A 23,806-nucleotide genomic window follows, 5' to 3' on the forward strand; every position below is an offset into this window, starting at 1 on the left:
CACGTTGGCGGTAGCCTCTTTTGAATCATCGGCTGGAGTTTGCGTGCCGCCTGGTATTTCGTGATAAGGCATTGCCGCGATAAAAGGGGAGGGGCATCCGCCCCATGGGCCTAGACATATGAGGTCAGGTCGGGGTTGTTTGCGTGCAGATGGTGTCGCCCATGCCCCACGGCCTGAGCGCATGGGGCGATCGTCACCATTATTTCATGCCATTCCTGATTGCCTTTTGCGGCACTTTGGCTAAGAGGGGCGCGACGCTTTCAATCGATCAATCGGGGACATCGCAATGACCGCCATCATCGACATTGTCGGGCGTGAAATCCTGGACAGCCGTGGAAATCCGACCGTCGAGGTCGACGTCGTTCTCGAAGACGGCTCAATGGGCCGCGCCGCCGTGCCGTCGGGCGCGTCGACCGGCGCGCATGAGGTCGTCGAACTGCGCGACGGTGGCGCCCGCTATCTCGGCAAGGGCGTGCTCAAGGCGGTCGAGGCCGTCAATGGCGAGCTGTTCGAGGCGATCGGCGGCATGGAAGCCGAGAACCAGATCCACATCGACCAGACCATGATCGAGCTCGACGGCACGCCCAACAAGAGCCGGCTCGGCGCCAACGCCATTCTCGGCGTTTCGCTGGCGGTCGCCAAGGCAGCAGCGGAAGCCGCCGGCCTGCCACTCTACCGCTATGTCGGCGGCACCAAGGCGCATTTGCTGCCGGTGCCCATGATGAACATCATCAACGGCGGCGCGCATGCCGACAATCCGATCGATTTCCAGGAATTCATGATCCTGCCGGTCGGCGCGCCGACGCTGCGCGAAGGGGTGCGCTGGGGCTCGGAAATCTTCCACACGCTGCGCAAGAAGCTCAAGGATGCCGGCCACAACACCAATGTCGGGGACGAAGGCGGCTTCGCGCCCAATCTGAAGAGTGCGCCGGTGGCGCTCGATTTCATCATGGAATCAATCGAGAAGGCCGGCTTCAAGCCGGGCGAAGAGATCGCGCTCGGTCTCGACTGTGCGGCGACCGAATTCTTCAAGGACGGCAATTACGTCTATGAGGGCGAGAAGAAGACCCGCGATCCCAAGGCGCAGGCCAAGTACCTGGCCAAGCTCGCCGCCGACTATCCGATCATCTCGATCGAGGACGGCCTGGCCGAGGACGACTGGGAGGGTTGGAAGTACCTGACCGATTTGATCGGCAACAAGACGCAGCTGGTTGGCGACGACCTCTTCGTCACCAACACGGCGCGGCTGCGCGACGGCATCCGCATGGGTGTCGCCAATTCGATCCTGGTCAAGGTCAACCAGATCGGCTCGCTCACCGAAACGCTCGACGCTGTCGAGACCGCGCACAAGGCAGGCTACACAGCCGTCATGTCGCACCGTTCGGGCGAAACCGAGGATTCGACCATCGCCGACCTCGCCGTCGCCACCAATTGCGGGCAGATCAAGACCGGTTCGCTGTCGCGCTCGGATCGCATGGCCAAGTACAACCAGCTGATCCGCATCGAGGAAGAGCTCGGCAAGCAGGCGCGCTACGCTGGCAAGTCGGTGGTCAAAGCCTAAATTCTGCCGAACTGGCGAAAACGATGGAAGGGCGGGATTTTCCCGCCCTTTTTCGTTGCGGCCGCTGGCTAATGCACCTGTCCGTAACCGTCCATTAAGCACAATCGAGCGACAAATGGCGGTCAAAGGATTGCGACCATGTGGACACGCCAGCACAAGCAGAGAAACACCGGCCGGCTGATCATCCCGTCCCTTTGCGTGGCGTTCCTGGCCTATTTCGGCTTCCATGCCTATCATGGCGAGTTCGGCATCAATTCCAAATATCAGCTCGAAGCGCAGACCATCGAATTGCAGGCCAAGTACGATGCCATCAAGGCGCGCCGGGTCGATCTGGAGCGGCGTGTCCAGCTGATGCATGAGGGTACGCTTGAAAAGGATATGCTCGACGAGCAGGCACGCCGGGCGCTCAATCTGTCCCAGCCCGATGAAATCACCATCATGCTGCCGGCCAATTCGAAATAACCAAGTTTCAGTTAATCGCTGTTATCTCTAATGATTCTGGGCGTTTAGGCGCATGCCAGCCATGCATTTTTCTGCATGGCGAAACGCGGTCTCGCATGTTAGCTTCCCTCCAATCGGTGGGGAGGAGCTGATCCTCCCCGGAGCAGACATGGTCTGCTTTAGTGTCCGCAAAGAGACGCCAACAGGGAGTGATGCATGGCCACCGCCGCCAAAAAAGCGCCTGCCAAATCCGTTAAATCGACGTCCGCCAAATCAACGGGGCTTTCCGCCCCCAAGCCGGCTGACTTCACCAAGGACGAGGAGCTTGCCGCCTACCGGCACATGCTGCTTATCCGCCGCTTCGAGGAAAAGGCCGGCCAGCTCTACGGCATGGGCTTTATCGGCGGCTTCTGCCACCTCTATATCGGCCAGGAAGCGGTCGTCACCGGCATGAAGATGTCGCTGATCAACGGCGACCAGATGATCACCGCCTATCGCGACCATGGCCACATGCTGGCGATGGAACTTTCCCCGCGCGGCGTCATGGCAGAGCTGACCGGACGCCGTGGTGGCCTGTCGAGGGGCAAGGGCGGCTCCATGCACATGTTCTCCAAGGAGAAGCATTTTTACGGCGGCCACGGCATTGTCGGCGCGCAGGTCTCGCTCGGCACCGGTCTCGCCTTCGCCAACCGCTACCGCGACAACAACAATGTGTCGCTGACTTATTTCGGCGATGGCGCTGCCAACCAGGGTCAGGTCTATGAAAGCTTCAACATGGCCTCGCTGTGGAAGCTGCCGGTGATCTACATCATCGAGAACAACCGCTACGCCATGGGCACTTCGGTGTCGCGCTCGTCGGCCGAAACCAATTTTTCGCATCGCGGCGCCTCGTTCAAGATTCCCGGCATTCAGGTCGACGGCATGGATGTGCGTGCGGTCAAATCCGCCGGCGATCAGGCGACCGAATGGTGCCGTGCCGGCAACGGTCCGATCATCCTCGAGATGCAGACCTATCGCTATCGCGGTCACTCGATGTCGGATCCCGCGAAATACCGCTCCAAGGAAGAAGTGCAGAAGATGCGCTCGGATCATGATCCGATCGAGCAGGTCAAGGCGCGGCTGACGGCCAAGAAGTGGGCGACCGAGGACGAGCTCAAGAACATCGACAAGGAAGTCCGCGACATCGTCGCCGACGCTGCCGAATTTGCCCAGCACGACGCAGAGCCGGATCCGTCCGAGCTCTGGACCGACATCGTATTGTAACGGGAGGGCAAGGACATGCCGATCGAAATTCTCATGCCCGCTCTCTCGCCGACCATGGAAGAGGGCAATCTTTCCAAGTGGTTGAAGAACGAGGGCGACAAGGTCGTCGCCGGTGATGTCATCGCCGAGATCGAAACCGACAAGGCGACGATGGAAGTCGAGGCCGTCGATGAAGGCACGATCGGCAAGATCGTGGTTCCCGCCGGCACCGAAGGCGTCAAGGTAAATGCGGTGATCGCCGTGTTGCTGCAGGACGGCGAAAGTGCAGGCGACGTCGAAAAGAGCGGCAAGCCTGGCTCCACCCAGGATGCCGTTTCCGCTGGCGGTCAGCGGACCGATGCAGCCGAGGAAGGTTCAAAAGCGGCTCCCCAGGATGCCGGCGAGGCTCCGAAGGCAGTTCCCGCCGCTCCGGCGGCCAAACCTGCGGTCGATCCCGATATTCCCGCCGGCACCGAGATGGTCTCGACCACGGTGCGCGAGGCCTTGCGCGATGCCATGGCCGAGGAAATGCGCCGCGACGGCGATGTCTTCGTCATGGGCGAGGAGGTCGCGGAATACCAGGGCGCCTACAAGATCACGCAAGGGCTGCTGCAGGAATTCGGGCCGCGCCGCGTCGTCGACACGCCGATCACCGAGCACGGCTTTGCCGGCGTCGGCGTCGGTGCGGCGATGGCCGGCCTGAAGCCGATCGTCGAATTCATGACCTTCAACTTCGCCATGCAGGCGATCGACCAGATCATCAACTCCGCCGCCAAGACGCTCTATATGTCGGGCGGCCAGATGGGCGCACCGATCGTGTTCCGCGGACCGAACGGGGCTGCCGCCCGCGTCGGCGCCCAGCATTCGCAGTGCTATGCCGCCTGGTACAGCCATATTCCCGGGCTAAAGGTGGTGATGCCGTATACGGCGGCCGACGCCAAGGGCCTGCTCAAGGCAGCGATCCGCGATCCGAACCCGGTCATCTTCCTCGAAAACGAAATCCTCTACGGCCAGTCCTTCGACGTGCCGAAGCTTGACGATTTCGTGCTGCCGATCGGCAAGGCCCGCATTCACAAGCAGGGCAAGGACGTCACCATCGTCTCGTTCGGCATCGGCATGACCTATGCCATCAAGGCGGAAGCCGAGCTGCGCGGCATGGGCATCGATGCCGAGATCATCGATCTCAGGACCATCCGTCCGCTCGACCTCGACACCGTCATTGCCTCGGTGAAGAAGACCAACCGCTTGATCGTGGTCGAAGAAGGTTTCCCGCAAAGTTCGGTCGGCGACCACATCGCCAACCAGGTTTCGCAGCGCGCCTTCGATTTCCTCGACGCGCCGGTCATCACCATCGCCGGCAAGGACGTGCCGATGCCTTATGCGGCGAACCTCGAAAAGCTGGCTTTGCCCAATGTCGGCGAGGTCATAGAGGCGGTCAAAGCCGTCACGTATCGCTGACGGTCTTTCTTGCGGGGGAGGCAGAAATGGCGACGATGGCAGATGTGAGGAGAATAGCTTGGTCTCTATTTTGGCGGAGCTTCCTGTCTAGTATCGCTTGTGGATTTGTTGCTGGCGCGATTGTTGGGTTCGTCATTGGGTTCATTGGCGGTTTTTTTGGACTTCGCCATGAGGCAATTCAGGTACTGAGCTCTGTTGGGGGAGCATGCCTTGGGCTTGTAGCATCATTCCTTTGTTTGAATTTCTTCTTGGCCCGATCGATTGGCAAGGAATTCAAAGGCAAACGTCTAGAACTTGCCGTGGTTAGCCCGGCTGGCTTGCAGGGAGAGTAACTATGCCAATCAACATCACCATGCCGGCACTCTCGCCCACGATGGAAGAGGGCAATCTTTCCAAGTGGCTGGTCAAGGAGGGCGACAAGGTTTCGCCGGGCGACGTGATCGCCGAGATCGAGACCGACAAGGCGACGATGGAAGTCGAGGCCGTCGATGAGGGCACGGTCGCCAAGCTGGTCGTTCCGGCCGGCACCGAAGGCGTCAAGGTCAATGCGCTGATCGCCATTCTCGCCGGCGAAGGCGAGGATGCAGGGGCGGCGGCAAAGGGTGGTGGCGATGCCGCGCCCGCGAAAGCCGATGCCAAGCAGGATAAGGCGTCAATCTCCCCACCCGTGGGGGAGATGTCGACGAAGTCGACAGAGGGGGGCGCTGCCCCGCCGACCTCTCAGTCTGTCGCGCCCCCCTCTGGCCTGCCGGCCATCTCCCCCACAAGGGGGGAGATCAGCCAATCGTCAGGCGAGCGCACCTTCGCTTCGCCGCTGGCTCGTCGCATCGCCAAGGATGCCGGAGTCGACGTGTCCGCCGTAACCGGCACCGGCCCGCATGGCCGTGTCGTCAAGGCCGATGTCGAGGCGGCGATTGCCGGCGGTGGCGCCAAGGCTGCACCGGCCGCGAAAGCCGCACCTGCCGGCGCTCCGGCACCTGCGGCTCCGGCTGCGGCACCCAAGGCGATGTCGGACGAACAGGTGCTGAAGCTGTTTGCCGAAGGGTCCTATGAGCTCGTCCCGCACGACAATATGCGCAAGACCATTGCGCGCCGCCTGGTCGAGGCCAAGACAACCATCCCGCATTTCTACCTGACGCTCGACTGCGAGCTCGATGCGCTGCTGGCGCTGCGCACACAGATCAATGCGGCTGCTCCGACGAAGAAGACCGACAAGGGCGAGGCTCCCGTCTACAAACTCTCGGTCAACGACATGGTGATCAAGGCGATGGCGATGGCGCTGATGGCGGTGCCGGATGCCAATGCATCGTGGACCGAAAGCGCCATGGTCAAGCACAAGCACGCCGATGTCGGCGTTGCCGTGTCAATCCCCGGCGGCCTGATCACGCCGATCATCCGCCACGCCGACGAAAAGACGCTGTCCACTATCTCCAACGAGATGAAGGATCTGGCGAGCCGTGCCCGCAGCCGCAAGCTGAAGCCGGAGGAATATCAAGGCGGCACGACGGCGGTCTCCAATCTCGGCATGTTCGGCATCAAGGACTTTGCCGCCGTCATCAACCCGCCGCATGCGACGATCCTGGCGGTGGGTGCGGGCGAGCAGCGGCCGGTGGTCAAGAATGGCGAGATCAAAATCGCCAATATCATGTCGGTGACGCTGTCGACCGATCACCGCGCCGTCGACGGTGCGCTCGGCGCCGAACTTCTGGTCGCCTTCAAGCGCATGATCGAAAATCCGATGGGCATGCTGGTCTAGGAAGGAAAAAGGCTGTGCGGAAATTCGTCACCAGCCTTTTCGCCCTGATCCTTTCCGGCCTGGCCGGCGGGCTGGTGGCGCTGTGGCTGGCAATCGCCACCAATGCGAATTCGGAATACATCCTGGTCTTCATGGTTTCGGCGCTGGTCACCATCGTTGCGACGGTGGCATTTTTCATCGCGCAGTTCGTGCCAAATCCGCAAAGGGCGATAAACCTGGCGGGGATTGTTGGGATTGCGTTGTTCGTGCTGGCCGGAATCGGGCTGATTGCCTGGACCTTCTCGCAACCGCCGGGCAAGGCCCAGTGGTCAGGCGATCTTCACTTTGGCGCCGGTCTGATTTTGCCAAGCATCGCCACGGTTATCGTGCAGTGGCTGTTCGTGGGATGGCGCGTGCGGCGCGGGCTTAGGGCGGAGGCGGGTGCGGGTGCATGAAGACGATCCTCTGCTATGGCGATTCCCTGACCTGGGGCTACGACGCGGCGAGCCTTGGCCGCCATGCTCTGGAAGATCGCTGGCCGAGCGTGCTCAAGGCGGCGCTGGGCGACGATGATATCGAGGTCATCGCCGAAGGGCTGAACGGTCGCACCACGGCATTCGACGACCATCTGGCCGGTGCGGACCGCAACGGCGCCAAGGTGCTGCCGACGATCCTGACCAGCCATGCGCCGCTCGACCTGATCATCATCATGCTCGGCGCCAACGACATGAAGCCCTGGATCCACGGCAATCCGGTCGCGGCCAAGCAGGGGGTGCAGCGGCTGATCGACATCGTGCGCGGCCACGATTATCCGTTCGACTGGGCCGCGCCGCAAATCCTGATCGTCGCGCCACCAGCGGTCAGCCGCACCGACAATGCCGAATTCAAGGAAATGTTTGCCGGCGGCGACGAGGCCTCGAAGCGGCTGGCGCCGCAATATTCCGCGCTCGCCGACGAGGCCGGCTGCGGCTTTTTCGATGCCGGCACGGTGGCCGAGACCACACCGATCGACGGGGTCCATCTCGATGCCGAAAACACGCGCAATATAGGTGACGCATTGGCGCCATTGGTGCGTGTGATGCTGGAACTCTAGAGAAAATCAGGGAGAAACCCCGTGGCTGAATCCTACGACGTCATAATCATCGGCTCAGGCCCCGGCGGCTATGTCACGGCGGTGCGCTCCGCCCAGCTCGGCTTCAAGACGGCGATCGTCGAGCGCGAGCATCTCGGCGGCATCTGCCTCAACTGGGGCTGCATCCCGACCAAGGCGCTGCTGCGCTCGGCCGAGATCATGCACTATTCCGATCATCTGAAGGACTACGGCCTGAAGCTCGAAGGCGGCAAGGTCAGCGCCGACACGGCCGCTGTCGTCGACCGCTCGCGCAAAGTGTCGTTGAGGCTCAATGGCGGCGTCGCCTTCCTGATGAAGAAGAACAAGGTCGACGTTATCTGGGGCGAGGCCAAGCTCTCCAAGCCGGGTGAAATCGTCGTCTCCAAGACGGCCAAGAAACCGATGGAGCCGCAGCCGCCGGTGCCCAAGGGCGTCAAGGGCGAGGGCACCTATACCGCCAAGCACATTATTCTCGCCACCGGCGCCCGGCCGCGCGCGCTGCCCGGCATCGAGCCGGACGGCAAGCTGATCTGGACCTATTTCGAGGCGATGGTGCCGAAGGAGATGCCGAAGTCGCTGCTGGTCATGGGTTCGGGCGCCATCGGCATCGAGTTCGCCTCCTTCTACCGCACCATGGGCGCCGAGGTGACGGTGGTCGAGCTGTTGCCGGCGGTGATGCCGGTCGAGGATGCCGAGGTCTCGAAATTCGCGCAGAAGCAGTTCGAGAAGCAGGGCATGAAAATCATCCTCGAGGCCAAGGTGACCAAGGTCGAGAAGGGTGCCAACTCGATCACCGCCTATGTCGAGATGAAGGACGGCAAGGTCGAGAAGATCACCGCCGACCGCATGATCTCGGCCGTCGGCGTGCAGGGCAATATCGATAATCTCGGCCTCGAGACGCTCGGCGTGAAGACCGATCGCGGCTGCGTCGTCATTGACGGCTATGGCAAGACCAACGTTCCCGGCATCTACGCTATCGGCGATGTCGCCGGACCGCCGATGCTCGCCCACAAGGCCGAGCATGAAGGCGTGGTCTGCATCGAGAAGATCGCCAATTTCCCCGGCGTGCATGCGACAGACAAGCTGAAGATCCCGGGCTGCACCTATTGCAACCCGCAGGTCGCCTCGGTCGGGCTCACCGAAGCCAAGGCCAAGGCCGAAGGCAAGGACATCCGCGTCGGCCGTTTCCAGTTCGGCGCCAACGGCAAGGCGATCGCGCTTGGCGAGGACCAGGGCTTCATCAAGACCATCTTCGACAAGAAGACCGGCCAGCTGCTCGGCGCGCATATGGTCGGCGCCGAGGTGACGGAGCTGATCCAGGGCTTTGTCGTGGCGATGAACCTGGAGACCACCGAGCAAGAGCTGATGCACACCATCTTCCCGCATCCGACGCTGTCGGAGATGATGAAGGAAAGCGTGCTCGATGCCTATGGCCGTGCGCTCAACGCGTGATAAATTGGTGCCGCGAGACTCAGACGCATGCGCCGGAGGAACCTTACGGCAAGACAGTTCGTTTCCGGATGCATTTTCACCTGACACTGGAGGAGTTGGCATATGGACGTGAATGGCGTGGGCTGGATTGCGGCCATCATCATCGGCGGTTTGGCCGGGTGGCTGGCCGAGATGGTCATGAAGAGCAATACCGGCGTCTTGATGAACATCATTATGGGCATTGTCGGCGCGGTGGTGCTGAACGCAATTCTCAGGGCGCTCAACATCGAACCCTTCGGTGTCGGCTGGCTCGCCTACCTGATCACCGGCTTCATCGGCGCCTGCCTGCTGATCTTTGCCGGGCGGCTCATACGCCGCTAGACTACCGCTATGCGAAAAAGGCTGTGGCGGCATGCGCCGCCGCGGCCTTTTTCTTTGCACCGAAAAGTCCTAGATGACGTCAGAAGGGCGAATGCCGACGGGCAGACGCCAACAAGTCAGGTTTGAGATGGTCACTGTTCTCGACACGATCGCCAACGCGCCGCGCCTGCGGCACCCCGAGAAGGCACACAAGCCTGATCAGGACGTGCTGCGCAAACCCGACTGGATCCGCGTCAAGGCGCCGATGTCGAAGGGCTATGCCGAAACCCGCGAGATCGTGAAGTCGCACAAGCTGGTCACCGTGTGCGAAGAGGCCGGCTGCCCCAATATCGGCGAGTGCTGGGAAAAGAAGCACGCCACCTTCATGATCATGGGCGAGATCTGCACGCGCGCTTGCGCCTTCTGCAATGTCGCCACCGGCATTCCCACCGCGCTCGATGCCGATGAGCCGGCGCGTGTCGCGCATGCCGTCAAGCAGATGGGGCTGACCCATGTCGTCATCACCTCGGTCGACCGCGACGATCTCGCCGATGGCGGCGCGCAGCATTTCGCCGAGGTTATCCGGGCGATCCGAGCAGCGACGCCCTTGACCACGATCGAAATCCTGACGCCCGATTTCCTGCGCAAGGAGGGCGCGCTGGAGATCGTCGTGGCGGCCAAGCCCGATGTCTTCAACCACAATCTCGAAACCGTGCCGTCGAACTACCTGACGGTGCGGCCGGGTGCTCGCTATTTCCACTCGATCCGGCTGTTGCAGCGGGTCAAGGAGCTCGACCCGTCGATCTTCACGAAGTCCGGCATCATGGTCGGCCTCGGCGAAGAGCGCAACGAGATCCTGCAACTGATGGACGACCTGCGCTCGGCCAATGTCGACTTCATGACCATTGGCCAGTATCTGCAGCCGTCGAAGAAACACCACCCGGTGATCCGCTTCGTCACGCCGGAGGAGTTCAACTCCTTCGCGACAATCGGCAAGACCAAGGGTTTCCTGCTGGTGGCGTCGAGCCCGCTGACGCGCTCCTCGCATCATGCCGGTGACGATTTCGCCAGGCTGCGGGCGGCGCGTGAGGCGCAGCTCAAAAAAGCCAGTTAAATCCTGCTTCAATGCCGAAATTCGAAGCCACACGCCGCGTTGCCCACACGCCGGAGCAGATGTTTGCGCTGGTCGCCGATATCGAGACCTATCCTGAATTTCTGCCGCTGTGCGAGGCGCTGACGGTGCGCTCTCGCAAGGAGCGTGATCGCCGCACCATTCTCCTCGCCGATATGAGCATCGGCTACAAGGCGATCCGCGAGACCTTTACGACGCAGGTGCTGCTGAAGCCGGACGAGAACACAATCGACGTCAAATACATCGATGGGCCGTTCAAATATCTCAGCAATATCTGGCGCTTCGAGCCGGCCGACGGCGGCGGCTGCAACGTTCGCTTCTTCATCGACTACGAGTTCAAGAGCCGTATCCTCGGCGTGTTGATGGGCACCATGTTCGATCGCGCCTTCCGCATGTTTTCCGAAGCCTTCGAAAAACGTGCGGACGTCATCTACGGAACGACGCCCATCTCATGAGTGTCGCCGAGCGCGCGCAGGCCGATCTCCAGCGCATGCTTGACGGTCTCACGGCGGATGAAGTCGCGGCCATTGTCGGCAAACATATTGAGCTCGGCAGCCACCGGCCCACCTCTTAGGGCAACTCCGAACCAGACGAGGCCGACCGGTTTTTCCGGCGAGCCGCCGCCTGGGCCGGCAATGCCGGTGACGGCAAGCGCCAGCCCGGCGCGCGAGCGCGCCAGAGCGCCCTCCGCCATCTCCAGAACCGTTTCGCGCGAGACGGCGCCATGCGCCTCGAGTGTGGCGGGCGAGACGCCGAGCATCTCCATCTTTGCTTCATCGGAATAGGTGATGAGGCCGCGATCGACGACAGCGGACGAGCCGGCGATGTCGGTCAGTGCCGAGATGATCATGCCGCCGGTGCAGCTCTCGGCCGTCGCCAGCATGATGCCGCGCTGCTGGCAGACCTGGAGCAGGGCGTTGGCAAGATCGCTGTTGTTCATGCGGGAACCTCCCCGGGGAAGACGACACTGGCTGTGGCGATGGCGGCGATGCCTTCCTCGCGGCCGACAAAGCCGAGTTTTTCGTTGGTCGTCGCCTTGATGGAGATGCGATCGCTGGAAATGCCCAGCATCGCCGACAACGCGTTGGTCATGGCCTCGCGATGCGGGCCGACGCGCGGAGCCTCGCAGATCAGCGTGATGTCGGCATTGGCGATGCGGCCGCCGCGTTCGCGCACCAACCTGGCCGCATGCTCGACGAAGATCTTCGACGCCGCGCCCTTCCATTGCGGATCGGAAGGCGGGAAATGCGTGCCGATGTCGCCGGCGCCGCAAGTGGCGAGCAGCGCATCGGTCAGCGCGTGCAGGCCGACATCGGCATCCGAATGTCCCGAAAGCTTCTTGCCGTGCGGAATGGCGACGCCGCACAGAGTGACATGGTCGCCTGCCTCGAAGGCGTGCACGTCATAGCCATTGCCGGTGCGAATGTCTGGAAAACGCTCGCCAGTAAGCCGCTGATCCGCCATCGCAATATCCCTTGCCCAGGTCAGTTTGACGTTGTCCGGCGACCCCTGAACGATTTTCACCGGAATATGCGCCCATTCGGCGATCGCGGCATCGTCGGTGAAATCCGTCTTGCCGAGATGATGGGCTTTTTCGTGCGCGGCGAGCAACGGCCAGAACGGAAAGCCTTGCGGCGTCTGCGCGGCATGAAGGCCGGCCCTTGGCACCGTCTCCTCGATCATGCCGGTGGCCGACTCGCGCTTCAGCGTATCGGCGACGGGCAAAGCGGGCAGCGCGCCCTGCCGCTCGCCAATGGCGGCGATGGTACGGTCGATCAGGGCCGCGTCGACAAACGGCCGCACCGCGTCATGGACAAGGACACGGCCGGGCGTACGGTCCCTCAGCGCCAGCAGGCCGAGCCGGACCGATGCCTGGCGCGACTCGCCACCGACCACGGCGGTAACCCGCTCGGCATATACGCCGGCTGCCTTGTCAAAAAGCGCGTGGTCATCGGCATGGATCGCGACGACGACGGGACCAATTTCAGGATGCGCCAGGAACGTCTCCAGCGTGCGCGCGATAACGGCACGGCCGCCGATGCGCTGATATTGCTTCGGCCCGTCGGCCTGTCCGGCACGCGCGCCGCGGCCGGCTGCAACGATGACCACGCCGACCTTGTCGGTCGTCGCCTCGGCCGGTTTTTCGCTTGCGTCTGTCATGCCGAGAGGCTTAGTCGCGGCTTATGGCGAAGGCCAGCATTTTCCCAAAGGCGCCGCAATGTGACGTGATTGCGCGTTGCACAATGCCTTTCTTATGGCTAGAGAATGTGCAGCAATCCGATATGCTTGGTTTTTGTGCATGCTTGAAGTGACAAAATTGGCTTCGCCGCTCGACGTTGGTGGCGTGACAATCCGCAACCGCGTCTTCCTCGCGCCCATGTCGGGAATAACGGACGAGCCGTTCCGGCAGCGCGCCTACGCGCATGGCGCGGGCCTGGTCGTGTCGGAAATGGTGGCGAGCGGCGAGCTTGCCAAGGGCAGGGTCGGATGCGACCTGCGCATCCGTCATTCCGGGCTGCCCGTCCATATGGTTCAGCTTGCCGGCCGCGAGGCCGAGCACATGGCCGAGGGCGCGCGCATCGCTGCCGGCGAGGGCGCCGACATCATCGACATCAATATGGGCTGCCCGGCCAAGAAGGTGACCGGCGGCTATGCCGGCTCGGCGCTGATGCGCGATCTCGACCACGCGCTGTCGCTGATCGAAGCGGTGATCGGCGCGGTCCAGGTGCCGGTCACGGTCAAGATGCGGCTCGGCTGGGACGACAATGCGCTCAATGCACCCGTCTTGGCGCGCCGCGCCGAAGAGGCCGGTGTTGAAATGGTGACCGTGCATGGGCGCACGCGCTGCCAGTTTTATCAAGGCAAGGCCGATTGGGGCGCCATCGCCCGCATCAAGGACGTCGTCTCGATCCCGGTCGTCGCCAATGGCGATGTGGGCTCGCCCGCGGAGGCCGCCGAAATCCTTGAACAGTCGGGCGCCGACGCGGTGATGATCGGCCGCGCGCATTATGGCGCGCCATGGACGGCGGGCCACATCGCGGCAACGGCTGCGGGCAACGCGCCCTCCGGCGTGCCGGAAAGCCCGCAAGCCATGGCGGACTACATCGTTTCCCACTACGAAGACATGCTGACGCTTTACGGCGTCGAAAGCGGCTTGCGCCAGGCGCGCAAGCATCTCGGCTGGTATCTCGACCGCCACTCTGCTGGCGTTTCCGATGAGCGGCGGAAAGCCATCCTCACCTCTTTCGAACCCGCCCGCGTCATTGCCTTGCTGCATGAGGTGTTTTCCGGCGAAGCCACGCCCTTGCGGAGCGCCGCATGAACGCCACCGTCACACCGAGCTCCGACATGGCGGATGCCGCCAGTATCGTGCTGAACACCATCCGCCGTCCGGTCATCATGGTCGATCCGGACGGGTTCATCACCTACGCCAATGCCGACGCGGAAGACTTCTTCCGCTCCAGCGCCAACATGCTGGCACGCAACACACTGTCCAAACTGATCCCGTTCGGCAGCCCGCTGTTGCAACTGGTCGACCAGGTGCGCGAGCGCCGTGCGCCGGTCAACGAATACCGTGTCGACGTGTCGTCGCCGCGTCTCGGCATCGAGAAGGTCGTCGATCTCTATGTCGCGCCGGTGCCGGAATTCCCAGGCTCGATCGTGGTGATGTTCCAGGAACGCTCGATGGCCGACAAGATCGACCGGCAGATGACACACAGGGGTGCCGCGCGTTCGGTCACCGGCCTTGCCGCCATGCTGGCACATGAGATCAAGAACCCGCTGTCCGGCATACGTGGCGCCGCACAGCTGCTCGAACTCTCGGCGTCCGACGAGGATCGCGCGCTGACCCGCCTCATCACCGACGAGACCGATCGCATAGTCTCCCTCGTCGACCGCATGGAAGTGTTTTCCGACGAGCGGCCGATTGACCGCTATCCTGTCAACATCCATGTCGTTCTGGACCATGTGAAGGCAATCGCGAAGAACGGTTTTGCCAAGAGAATCAGGATATTGGAGGACTATGATCCATCATTGCCTCCGGTTTTCGCCAACCGCGACCAACTGATCCAGGTGTTTCTCAACCTGGTCAAGAACGCTGCCGAGGCGATCGGCGGCGACCCGCAGGGCGAGATCGTGCTGTCGACCGCGTTCAGGCCGGGCATCCGCGTTTCCGTTCCCGGAACCCAGGACCGCGTGTCGCTACCGCTTGAATTCTGCGTGCGCGACAATGGGTCCGGCGTTTCGGAAGACATTCTGCCGATCCTGTTCGATCCGTTCATCACCACCAAGCCGAACGGGTCGGGGCTCGGCCTGGCGCTGGTGGCGAAAATCGTCGGCGAGCATGGCGGCATCATCGAATGCGATTCGACGCCGCGCGGCACCACCTTCCGAATCCTGATGCCGGCCTGGAAAGAAACACCCATCGACACTGCCGATGATGAAGGCGAAGGAGACCGCAAATGACGGTTCGCGGCAATATTCTCGTCGCCGACGACGATGCGGCCATCCGCACCGTGCTCAATCAGGCGCTGTCGCGCGTCGGCCATGAGGTGCGCGTGACCTCCAACGCCTCGACGCTGTGGCGCTGGGTGGCGGCGGGCGAGGGCGATCTGGTGATCACCGACGTTGTCATGCCGGACGAGAACGCCTTCGACATGCTGCCCCGCATTAAGAAGGCCCGGCCGGAGCTGCCGGTCATCGTGATGAGCGCGCAAAACACTTTCATGACGGCGATTCGTGCTTCCGAAACAGGTGCTTATGAATATCTGCCGAAGCCGTTCGACCTGACCGAGCTGCTCAACATCGTCAATCGTGCGCTGTCAGAGCCGCGCCGACCGAAGATCGATACGCGACCGGAAGAACAGCCTGACGCCATGCCGCTGGTCGGCCGCTCGGCCGCCATGCAGGACATCTACCGTATGCTGGCGCGCATGATGCAGACCGATCTGACGGTGATGATCTCGGGCGAGTCCGGCACCGGCAAGGAATTGGTGGCGCGCGCGTTGCACGAATATGGCCGTCGCCGCGGCGGTCCTTTCGTCGCCATCAACATGGCGGCGATCCCGCGCGATTTGATCGAATCGGAGCTGTTCGGCCACGAGAAGGGCGCCTTCACCGGCGCACAGAACCGCTCGACCGGCCGCTTCGAGCAGGCCGAGGGCGGCACGCTGTTCCTCGACGAGATCGGCGACATGCCGATGGAGGCGCAGACGCGGCTGCTGCGCGTGCTGCAGCAGGGCGAATACACAACGGTCGGCGGGCGCACCCCGATCAAGACCGATGTGCGCATCGTCGCCGCCACCAACAAGGATCTGCGCACGCTGATCAACCAGGGGCTTTTCCGCGAGGATCTGTTCTATCGCCTGAATGTCGTGCCGCTTCGGCTGCCGGGTTTGCGTGAGAGATCGGAAGACATTCCCGATCTGGTGCGGCATTTCTTCAAGATCGGCGCCAGCGAAGGCTTGCAGACCAAGCGCATTTCGACCGGCGGTATCGAATTGATGAAGCGCTATCCGTGGCCGGGAAACGTGCGCGAGCTGGAAAACCTGGTGCGCCGGCTTGCGGCGCTCTATTCGCAGGACGAAATATCAGCCGAGATCATTGAAGCCGAGCTGAAGACAGGCGAAAGACCGGTCGTTCCCGGCGGCGGCAATTTGATCCCGGACGATCTATCCATCGGCCAGGCGGTGGAGCACTTCCTGCAGCGCTATTTTGCCTCTTTCGCCGGTGAGTTGCCGCCGGCAGGTCTCTATCAGCGCATCTTGTCCGAGGTCGAATATCCGCTGGTGCTCGCTTCCATGACGGCAACGCGCGGCAACCAGATCAAGGCGGCCGAATTGCTCGGCTTGAATCGCAACACGCTGCGCAAGAAGATTCGCGAGCTGGGCGTCAACGTCTACAAATCGTCGAGATCATGAGCGCCTGGCGCCCGAAGTGACGCGAGGTCGTCCCCTTTTCAGGGGATCGGCGGCCGAAAGATTTCCGTCACGGCCACACTTGTTGCATAATCGCCACAATGCGTTGCATACATCCGACGCAATCACTGGCTCTTAGACGGCGACATGGCTTCGCAAGCTCTGACATCAAACGAACCGCTTTTCAGCAGACCCGGCCAGAGGGATGGACGGCGGCTGCTTGCGTTGCCCGGCGTTGTGGCAATTGCCGGCGCGCTGGTTACGGCGGCAATCTCGTTTGCGATTCTTGTCGGCGCCACGCCGATCACGCCAGACGCAAACACAACGCTGACGCTGATTGCGGCCAATGCCTTATTTGTGCTGGCGCTGATTGCCCTCGTCGGCCGCGAGGTGCATCGCATCACCATGGCGCGCCGGCACGGCAAGGCGGCGTCGCGGCTGCATGTGCGCATCGTGACGATGTTTGCGCTGGTCGCGGCCATCCCCGCCATCATGGTGGCCATCATCGCCTCGATCACGCTCGATATCGGCCTCGACCGCTGGTTCGAGATCCGCACCAAGGCGATCGTCAACTCGTCGCTGTCGATCGCCGACGCCTATGTGCAGGAAAACGCTCGCAATCTTCAGGGCACGACGCTGTCGATGGCCTACGATCTCGATGCGTCGCGCACGCTTTACGGCCTCGATCGAACCGGCTTTCTCGACCTGATGAACAAGGAAGCCGTCGGCAGAAGCCTGGTACATGCGGCGCTGGTCAGGGAAGACGGCTCCTTTGTCGTGAGTGCCCAGACCGATGCGGACTTCGCCATGCCGGCACCGCCTGAGGGTGCGGTGGCAAGTGCGGCCGACGGCAAGCCGGTGCTGATCGAGCCGAAGACGCGCAACATCATGGGCGCCATCATCAAGCTGCGGGAGATCGAAGGCCTCTACCTCTACACCAATCGCCTGGTCGACCCCGAAGTGATCAAGGCGAGGGCGATCGTCCAGTCCAACACCGCCGAATATCGCGGCCTGGAAGACAACAGGCGGACGTCGCAGGTGGCGTTCGCGCTGCCCTATCTGTCGCTGACGCTGATCATCATCCTGTCGGCCATCTGGACCGGCATAGCGGTGGCCGACCGTCTGGTGCGGCCCATCCGTCAGCTCATCGGCGCGGCTGACGAGGTTGCGACCGGCAATCTCGATGTCGCCGTGCCGGTACGGCCTTCCGACGGCGATGTCGCCTCGCTTGGCGATACGTTCAACAAGATGCTGCTGGAGCTTAAATCGCAGCGCAACGAGATCCTGTCGGCCAAGGATTTGATCGACGAACGGCGTCGTTTCTCGGAAGCGGTGCTGGCCGGCGTCACCGCCGGCGTCATCGGCGTCGATCCCTGCGGCATCGTCTCCATCGTCAACAAATCGGCCGAAACGATGCTGGCCATATCGGCCACGGCGGCGCTGGGGCAGAACCTGTCCGCCGTGCTACCGCATGTCGGCCGTGTCTTCGAGATCGGCCGCAAATCCGGCAAGCCGGTCTATCGCGAGCAGGTCACCTTCTATCGCACCGGCGCCGAGCGTACCTTCAACGTGCAGATCACCATCGAGGCCGGCGACGACGGCGAGGAGGAGAAATCCTACGTCGTGACTGTCGACGACATCACCGATCTGGTCCAGGCACAGCGCTCGTCGGCCTGGGCGGATGTGGCGCGGCGTATCGCACATGAAATCAAGAACCCGCTGACGCCGATCCAGCTCTCGGCCGAGCGCATCAAGCGACGCTTCGGCAAGGTCATCACCGAGGACCGCGAGATTTTCGACCAGTGCACCGACACGATCATCCGGCAGGTCGAGGATATCGGCCGCATGGTCGACGAGTTCTCGGCTTTCGCCCGCATGCCCAAGCCCGAGATGAAAGCCATCGATCTGCGTGAATCGCTGCGCGAGGCGTCGTTCCTGGTCGAAGTCAGCCGCGCCGACATTGCTTTCGAACGCGTGTTCGGCAACGAGCCGCTCAAGGGCACGTTCGATAGCCGATTGATCGCGCAGGCTTTCGGCAACGTCATCAAGAACGCGGCCGAGGCGATTGACGGGCTGGAACAAAAGGACGGTTCGCACGGCATAATCCGGATTCAAGCTGCCCGGCAGAATGGCGCCATACGAATCGACGTCATCGACAATGGCAAAGGGCTGCCGCGCGAGAATCGCCAAAGGCTGCTCGAGCCCTATATGACGACGCGCGAGAAGGGCACCGGGCTTGGTCTCGCCATCGTCAAGAAGATCGTGGAGGACCATGGCGGGCGGCTTGAATTGCACGATGCGCCTGCGGACTTCCACGGTGGACGCGGCGCGATGATCTCGATCATCCTGCCGCCAGCCGCCGCAACCGCGCCGCCACGCGGTCAAGGCGAAACGGAACACGAACGAGAAACTGAAAAGGTCGGTAATGGCGTCTGATATTCTCATCGTCGATGACGAGGAAGACATCCGTGAACTCGTCGCGGGCATATTGAGCGACGAAGGGCATGAAACCCGCACGGCATTCGATGCCGACAGCGCGCTCGCGGCAATCGCCGACCGGGCGCCGCGGCTGATTTTCCTCGACATCTGGTTGCAGGGCTCGCGCCTCGACGGGCTGGCGCTGCTCGACGAGATCAAGACGATGCATCCGAGCCTGCCGGTGGTGATGATCTCCGGCCACGGCAATATCGAGACAGCGGTGTCGGCCATCCGCCGCGGCGCCTATGATTTCATCGAGAAGCCGTTCAAGGCCGACAGGCTGATCCTGATCGCCGAGCGGGCGCTCGAAACCTCGAAATTACGGCGCGAGGTGTCCGACCTCAAGCAGCGCAGCGGCGAAACTTTCGACTTGATCGGCATGTCGTCGGCGATGAGCCAGCTGCGCCAGACCATCGAGCGCGTTGCGCCGACCAACAGCCGCGTCATGATCATCGGTCCGTCCGGCTCGGGCAAGGAGCTCGCCGCGCGCGCCATCCACACACTGTCGACGCGCAAGGGCGCGCCGTTCGTGACGCTGAGCGCGGCCAACATCACGCCCGAGCGCATGGAGATCGAGCTGTTCGGCACCGAATCGAACGGCACCGAGCGCAAGGTCGGCGCGCTTGAAGAGGCGCACCGCGGCATTCTCTACATCGACGAAGTGGCCGACATGCCGCGCGAGACGCAGAACAAGATTTTGCGCGTGCTGGTCGAACAGCAGTTCGAGCGGGTCGGCGGCACCAAGCGGGTCAAGGTCGACGTCCGCATCATCTCCTCGACCTCGCAGAACCTGGAGGCGATGATCGCCGACGGCCGTTTTCGCGAAGACCTCTATCACCGCCTGGCGGTGGTTCCGGTCATGGTGCCGGGCCTGGCCGAGCGGCGAGAGGACATTCCCTATCTCGTCGACAATTTCATGAAGCAGATCGCTCGCCAGGCCGGCATCAAGCCGCGCCGCATCGGCGACGATGCGCTTGCCGTGCTGCAGGCGCACAACTGGCCGGGCAATGTCCGCCAGCTGCGCAACAATGTCGAACGGCTGATGATCCTGGCGCGTGGCGACGATATCGATGCGCCGATCACCGCCGACCTGTTGCCGTCGGAGATCGGCGATGTCATGCCGCGCACGCCGAACCAGTCCGACCAGCACATCATGGCGCTGCCGCTGCGCGAGGCGCGCGAACAGTTCGAGAAGGACTATCTGATCGCCCAGATCAACCGTTTCGGCGGCAACATCTCGAAGACGGCCGAATTCATTGGCATGGAGCGCTCGGCGCTGCACCGGAAATTGAAGTCGCTGGGGGTCTGACCCCCGTTGTTGTTGGTCCAGCGGGCTGTGGCCCATTCAATTGCCGGTTACGGCAGCGGCGGAATCGCATAGAAAAACCGGGACTTTTCTGAGGGATCACCCATGCCGCGCATTGCCTATGTGAACGGGCGCTATGTCGCCCATGCCGACGCTGCCGTGCATATCGAGGATCGCGGCTATCAATTCGCCGACGGCGTCTACGAGGTCTGCGAGGTGGCGCAGGGCTTTATCGTCGACATGCCGCGCCATCTTGCCCGGCTGAGCCGCTCCCTTAGCGAATTGTCGATCGACTGGCCGGTCACCAAGGGCGTGCTGCCGCTTCTTCTGCGCGAAATCGTCCGGCGCAACCACGTCGTCAACGGCCTGGTCTATGTCCAGGTTACGCGCGGTGTCGCCAGCCGCGACTTCGTTTTCCCGGCCGATACACCGTCATCGCTGGTGATTACGGCCAGAAAGGCCGACCCGGCGGCGGCCGCCAAGCGAGCCGAGGCGGGCATCAAGGTCATCACCGTGCCGGAAAACCGTTGGGACCGGGTCGACATCAAGAGCACCGGCCTGCTGCCCAACGTACTGGCCAAGCAGAAGGCCAAGGAGGCCGGCGCCCAGGAGGCCTGGTTCGTCGACACCGATGGCAACGTCAAGGAGGGCGGCTCGTCCAACGCCTGGATCGTTACAAGGGACGGCGTTCTGGTCACCCGGCCGGCGGAGCATGGCATCCTGCGCGGCATCACCCGCACGACCATGTTCGAAGTGGCGGCAAAGCTCGGGTTGACGATCGAGGAGCGCGGTTTTTCAGTCACTGAAGCCAAGGCTGCGCGAGAAGCTTTCATCAGTTCGGCAACGACAATCGCCATGCCGGTCGTGGCAATCGACGGTGCCGCGGTCGCCAATGGGCACCCCGGTTCGATAACACTTTCATTGCGGCAAGCCTTTTTTGACGTTGCGGAAAAAAGTCCAGCCTGATAACCGCACAGACGGACTGCACATCAATATATCTCGTTCTGCTTGTCGCTACTGACGGCAAGGGGGTGTTTGCAAGCTTGACATGTGCCCGCTAATTTGGCGCATTAGCCTGCAAACCGAAGGGGATCGGCGAAAGACAAGAACAATGGCGGAACGATCGCAAAACCTTCAGGACCTGTTCCTGAATTCTGTTCGCAAGAGCAAAAATCCACTCACCATCTTTCTCATCAACGGCGTCAAGCTGACCGGCGTGGTCACTTCCTTCGACAATTTTTGTGTTCTGCTGCGCCGTGACGGCCACTCCCAGCTCGTCTACAAGCATGCCATTTCCACGATCATGCCGAGCCAGCCGGTTCAGATGTTCGATGGCGAGGAAAGCCAGGGCGCCTGATTGGCACGTGAAAAAGACGCGGACCGCGGCGTCCGCGGGAAACCAGCACATAATTCCGGGACGGAAGCCACAGGTCCGACCCGGGCGGTTGTCATTGTGCCGGTGCTTACCCGGCATCAGCGCAACGATGACGAAACGAACCGTCCACGGCTGACGCGTTCGGCGGATGCGCGCCACGACGAAGCGGTCGGCCTTGCCCGCGCCATCAACCTGGATCTGATCCACACGGCGGTGGTCACCGTCAACGATCCACGCCCGGCAACCTTGCTCGGCAGCGGCAAGGTCGCGGAATTCGCCGAGATCGTCAAAGAGGGTCACGCGGAGGTGGTCATCGTCGACCATCCGCTGACGCCGGTGCAGCAGCGCAATCTCGAAAAAGAAATGAATGCCAAGGTGCTCGACCGCACCGGATTGATCCTGGAGATTTTTGGCGAGCGCGCGCGGACCAAGGAGGGCACGCTGCAGGTCGAACTTGCCCATCTCAACTACCAGAAGGGCCGCCTGGTGCGGAGCTGGACCCACCTTGAACGCCAGCGCGGCGGAGCCGGCTTCCTCGGCGGCCCCGGCGAAACCCAGATCGAGTCGGACCGGCGGCAGCTGCAGGAAAAAATCATCAAGCTCAAGCATGAGCTGGAAACGGTGCGCCGCACCCGCGACCTGCACCGCGCCAAGCGCAAGAAGGTGCCGTTCCCGGTGGTGGCGATTGTCGGCTACACCAATGCCGGAAAGTCGACGCTGTTCAACCGGCTGACCGGGGCCGACGTGCTGGCCGAAGACATGCTGTTTGCAACGCTCGACCCGACGCTGCGCCGCGTGCGCCTGCCGCACGGCACGCCGATCATCCTGTCGGACACAGTCGGCTTCATTTCGGACCTGCCGACGCATCTGGTCGCCGCCTTCCGCGCCACGCTGGAAGAGGTCGTCGAGGCCGATCTGGTCATCCACCTGCGTGATATCTCAGATTCGGATACGGCCGCCCAAGCCGAGGACGTCGAGCGCATTCTCGCCGATCTCGGCGTCGATGCCGGCGATGCCAAGCGCGTCGTCGAAGTGTGGAACAAGGTCGACCTTCTCGACGACGGCAACCGGGAGCGCCTGCTCGCCGACGGCACTGACGCCAACAAGGCGCCGCCGATCGCCATCTCGGCGGTCACCGGCGAAGGCATCGATGCGCTGAAGGCGCTGATCGAGACCAGGATGTCGGGCGAACTCGAGGAATTGACGGTGACGATCGAACCGCCGCAGTTCGGCCTTGTCGACTGGCTATACCGCAATGGCGACGTCGTTTCGCGGGTAGACAATGAGGATGGCAGCGCGACCATCGCACTCAAGGCCACGCACACCGCCCGGCAAGAGATCGAAAGCCGATTGCACCGCAAAAACAGGCAGTAAGCCTGATTATTTCACGCCCTTGGCCTGCTGCCAGAGCACTTCCATCTCGTCCAGCGTGGCTTTTTCGAGCGTGCTTCCCGATGCATCGATCGCGCGCTCGACATAGTGGAAGCGCGAGCGGAACTTTTCGTTGGTGCCGCTAAGCGCCGCTTCCGAATCGAGCTTGAGGTGACGCCCCAGATTGACGACGGCAAACAGCATGTCGCCGAATTCGTCCTTGATCTCAGCCGTTTCGCCCTTAGCCAGTGCCTCGCGCAGCTCGCCGATCTCTTCCTCGATCTTGTCGAGGATGGGTGCTGCCTCGCTCCAGTCGAAACCGACACGCGCTGCCTTTTCCTGCAGCTTCAGCGCACGAGTCAAAGCGGGCAGGGCGACGGGCACGCTGTCCAGGAAACCCTTGCCATGGTCTTCGGGGTCGAGGCCGCGGGCGAGGCGCGCACTTCGCTTTTCGGCTTTTTCCTCAGCCTTGATCTTTTCCCACATGCCCTTTGCCATGCCGGCGCTGCGCGCCTTCTCGTCGCCGAAGACATGCGGATGGCGCCGGATCATCTTGGTGGTGATGGCCTCGACCACATCACCGAAGGCAAAATCGCCGGCTTCCTCAGCCATCTGCGCGTGGTAGACGACCTGCAGCAGGAGATCGCCTAATTCGTCGCGCAGATCGTCGAGATCGCCGCGCGCAATGGCGTCGGCCACCTCATAGGCTTCCTCGATCGTATAGGGCGCGATGGTCGAGAAATCCTGCTCGATGTCCCAGGGACAACCGGTCTTCGGCGCCCTGAGCGCCGCCATGATCTCGATCAGCCGGGAAATGTCGCGCGAAGGTTTCATGCGGCGAATGCTATCCCGCTGCCTGTCGTGCGGCCAACGGCGTCAGCCGGAGAGGG

Annotated in this window: 23 protein-coding genes; 20 read left to right on the plus strand and 3 right to left on the minus strand. The window is 62.4% G+C overall.

The window, feature by feature from the left end; all coding sequences use genetic code 11:
* Positions 1-286: 286 nt before the first annotated feature.
* The 12 genes from eno (at position 287) to NKH22_RS02920 (ending at position 10,926) form a co-directional block, all read left to right on the plus strand.
* Positions 287-1,561, plus strand: a complete 1,275-nt coding sequence (gene eno / locus NKH22_RS02865; protein ID WP_023691276.1) for a phosphopyruvate hydratase — start codon at positions 287-289, stop codon at positions 1,559-1,561.
* A gap of 138 nt (positions 1,562-1,699) precedes the next feature.
* Positions 1,700-2,023 (plus strand): FtsB family cell division protein, encoded by a 324-nt coding sequence (locus NKH22_RS02870; RefSeq protein WP_023688447.1) that lies wholly within the window; start codon positions 1,700-1,702, stop codon positions 2,021-2,023.
* Positions 2,024-2,218: 195 nt separating this feature from the next.
* A complete protein-coding gene (gene pdhA / locus NKH22_RS02875; protein ID WP_023682559.1) occupies positions 2,219-3,265 on the plus strand; it encodes a pyruvate dehydrogenase (acetyl-transferring) E1 component subunit alpha in 1,047 nt (348 codons plus the stop codon).
* Between the two features lie 15 nt (positions 3,266-3,280).
* Complete coding sequence (locus NKH22_RS02880; protein WP_352908909.1) at positions 3,281-4,702, plus strand: pyruvate dehydrogenase complex E1 component subunit beta; 1,422 nt, start codon at positions 3,281-3,283, stop codon at positions 4,700-4,702.
* 26 nt (positions 4,703-4,728) lie between these two features.
* On the plus strand, positions 4,729-5,034 hold the full coding sequence (locus NKH22_RS02885; RefSeq protein WP_023714177.1) for a hypothetical protein: 306 nt from the start codon (positions 4,729-4,731) through the stop codon (positions 5,032-5,034).
* Between the two features lie 2 nt (positions 5,035-5,036).
* Positions 5,037-6,458: a pyruvate dehydrogenase complex dihydrolipoamide acetyltransferase gene (locus tag NKH22_RS02890; RefSeq protein ID WP_023668916.1), complete on the plus strand. Its 1,422-nt coding sequence runs from the start codon at positions 5,037-5,039 to the stop codon at positions 6,456-6,458.
* 14 nt (positions 6,459-6,472) lie between these two features.
* Positions 6,473-6,892, plus strand: coding sequence for a hypothetical protein (locus NKH22_RS02895; protein ID WP_027050835.1), 420 nt, complete (start codon positions 6,473-6,475; stop codon positions 6,890-6,892).
* On the plus strand, positions 6,889-7,530 hold the full coding sequence (locus NKH22_RS02900) for an SGNH/GDSL hydrolase family protein (RefSeq protein WP_023682555.1): 642 nt from the start codon (positions 6,889-6,891) through the stop codon (positions 7,528-7,530). The genes NKH22_RS02895 and NKH22_RS02900 overlap by 4 nt, the downstream gene beginning before the upstream one ends.
* A gap of 21 nt (positions 7,531-7,551) precedes the next feature.
* Positions 7,552-9,000 (plus strand): dihydrolipoyl dehydrogenase, encoded by a 1,449-nt coding sequence (gene lpdA, locus NKH22_RS02905; RefSeq protein ID WP_352908911.1) that lies wholly within the window; start codon positions 7,552-7,554, stop codon positions 8,998-9,000.
* A gap of 102 nt (positions 9,001-9,102) precedes the next feature.
* Positions 9,103-9,360, plus strand: a complete 258-nt coding sequence (locus NKH22_RS02910; RefSeq protein ID WP_023668920.1) for a GlsB/YeaQ/YmgE family stress response membrane protein — start codon at positions 9,103-9,105, stop codon at positions 9,358-9,360.
* Positions 9,361-9,487: 127 nt separating this feature from the next.
* On the plus strand, positions 9,488-10,453 hold the full coding sequence (gene lipA, locus NKH22_RS02915; RefSeq protein ID WP_023688453.1) for a lipoyl synthase: 966 nt from the start codon (positions 9,488-9,490) through the stop codon (positions 10,451-10,453).
* Between the two features lie 11 nt (positions 10,454-10,464).
* On the plus strand, positions 10,465-10,926 hold the full coding sequence (locus NKH22_RS02920) for a type II toxin-antitoxin system RatA family toxin (RefSeq protein ID WP_023736661.1): 462 nt from the start codon (positions 10,465-10,467) through the stop codon (positions 10,924-10,926).
* Here the strand turns inward: NKH22_RS02920 and NKH22_RS02925 are convergent.
* Both NKH22_RS02925 and NKH22_RS02930 read right to left on the minus strand, forming a co-directional pair.
* Complete coding sequence (locus NKH22_RS02925) at positions 10,902-11,411, minus strand: CinA family protein (protein WP_023696095.1); 510 nt, start codon at positions 11,409-11,411, stop codon at positions 10,902-10,904. The genes NKH22_RS02920 and NKH22_RS02925 overlap by 25 nt on opposite strands.
* Positions 11,408-12,631: a bifunctional 2-C-methyl-D-erythritol 4-phosphate cytidylyltransferase/2-C-methyl-D-erythritol 2,4-cyclodiphosphate synthase gene (locus NKH22_RS02930; protein WP_352908913.1), complete on the minus strand. Its 1,224-nt coding sequence runs from the start codon at positions 12,629-12,631 to the stop codon at positions 11,408-11,410. The genes NKH22_RS02925 and NKH22_RS02930 overlap by 4 nt, the downstream gene beginning before the upstream one ends.
* Before the next feature lie 139 nt (positions 12,632-12,770).
* Between NKH22_RS02930 and dusB the strand changes: the two genes are divergently transcribed.
* The 8 genes from dusB to hflX all read left to right on the plus strand — a co-directional run bounded on the left by dusB (position 12,771) and on the right by hflX (position 22,919).
* A complete protein-coding gene (dusB, locus tag NKH22_RS02935) occupies positions 12,771-13,793 on the plus strand; it encodes a tRNA dihydrouridine synthase DusB (protein ID WP_352908914.1) in 1,023 nt (340 codons plus the stop codon).
* Complete coding sequence (locus tag NKH22_RS02940) at positions 13,790-14,935, plus strand: two-component system sensor histidine kinase NtrB (protein WP_023706549.1); 1,146 nt, start codon at positions 13,790-13,792, stop codon at positions 14,933-14,935. Before dusB ends, NKH22_RS02940 begins: the two co-directional genes overlap by 4 nt.
* A complete protein-coding gene (gene ntrC, locus NKH22_RS02945) occupies positions 14,932-16,389 on the plus strand; it encodes a nitrogen regulation protein NR(I) (RefSeq protein WP_023710528.1) in 1,458 nt (485 codons plus the stop codon). Before NKH22_RS02940 ends, ntrC begins: the two co-directional genes overlap by 4 nt.
* A gap of 144 nt (positions 16,390-16,533) precedes the next feature.
* Positions 16,534-18,822, plus strand: coding sequence for a sensor histidine kinase NtrY-like (locus tag NKH22_RS02950; RefSeq protein ID WP_352908916.1), 2,289 nt, complete (start codon positions 16,534-16,536; stop codon positions 18,820-18,822).
* Complete coding sequence (gene ntrX / locus NKH22_RS02955) at positions 18,812-20,173, plus strand: nitrogen assimilation response regulator NtrX (protein ID WP_023668929.1); 1,362 nt, start codon at positions 18,812-18,814, stop codon at positions 20,171-20,173. Before NKH22_RS02950 ends, ntrX begins: the two co-directional genes overlap by 11 nt.
* 102 nt (positions 20,174-20,275) lie before the next feature.
* Complete coding sequence (locus NKH22_RS02960; RefSeq protein ID WP_023668930.1) at positions 20,276-21,136, plus strand: D-amino-acid transaminase; 861 nt, start codon at positions 20,276-20,278, stop codon at positions 21,134-21,136.
* Between the two features lie 145 nt (positions 21,137-21,281).
* Complete coding sequence (gene hfq, locus NKH22_RS02965; RefSeq protein ID WP_006202172.1) at positions 21,282-21,527, plus strand: RNA chaperone Hfq; 246 nt, start codon at positions 21,282-21,284, stop codon at positions 21,525-21,527.
* The gene (gene hflX / locus NKH22_RS02970) at positions 21,528-22,919 is read left to right on the plus strand and encodes a GTPase HflX (RefSeq protein ID WP_023821335.1); all 1,392 of its coding nucleotides are present in this window, start codon (positions 21,528-21,530) and stop codon (positions 22,917-22,919) included.
* A gap of 6 nt (positions 22,920-22,925) precedes the next feature.
* On the opposite strand, the gene mazG is transcribed toward hflX, so the two are convergent.
* On the minus strand, positions 22,926-23,750 hold the full coding sequence (gene mazG, locus NKH22_RS02975) for a nucleoside triphosphate pyrophosphohydrolase (RefSeq protein WP_023688462.1): 825 nt from the start codon (positions 23,748-23,750) through the stop codon (positions 22,926-22,928).
* Positions 23,751-23,806: the final 56 nt, after the last annotated feature.

This window comes from Mesorhizobium sp. M1252 (assembly GCF_040318265.1).
In the GTDB taxonomy this organism is placed as follows: Bacteria; Pseudomonadota; Alphaproteobacteria; order Rhizobiales; family Rhizobiaceae; genus Mesorhizobium.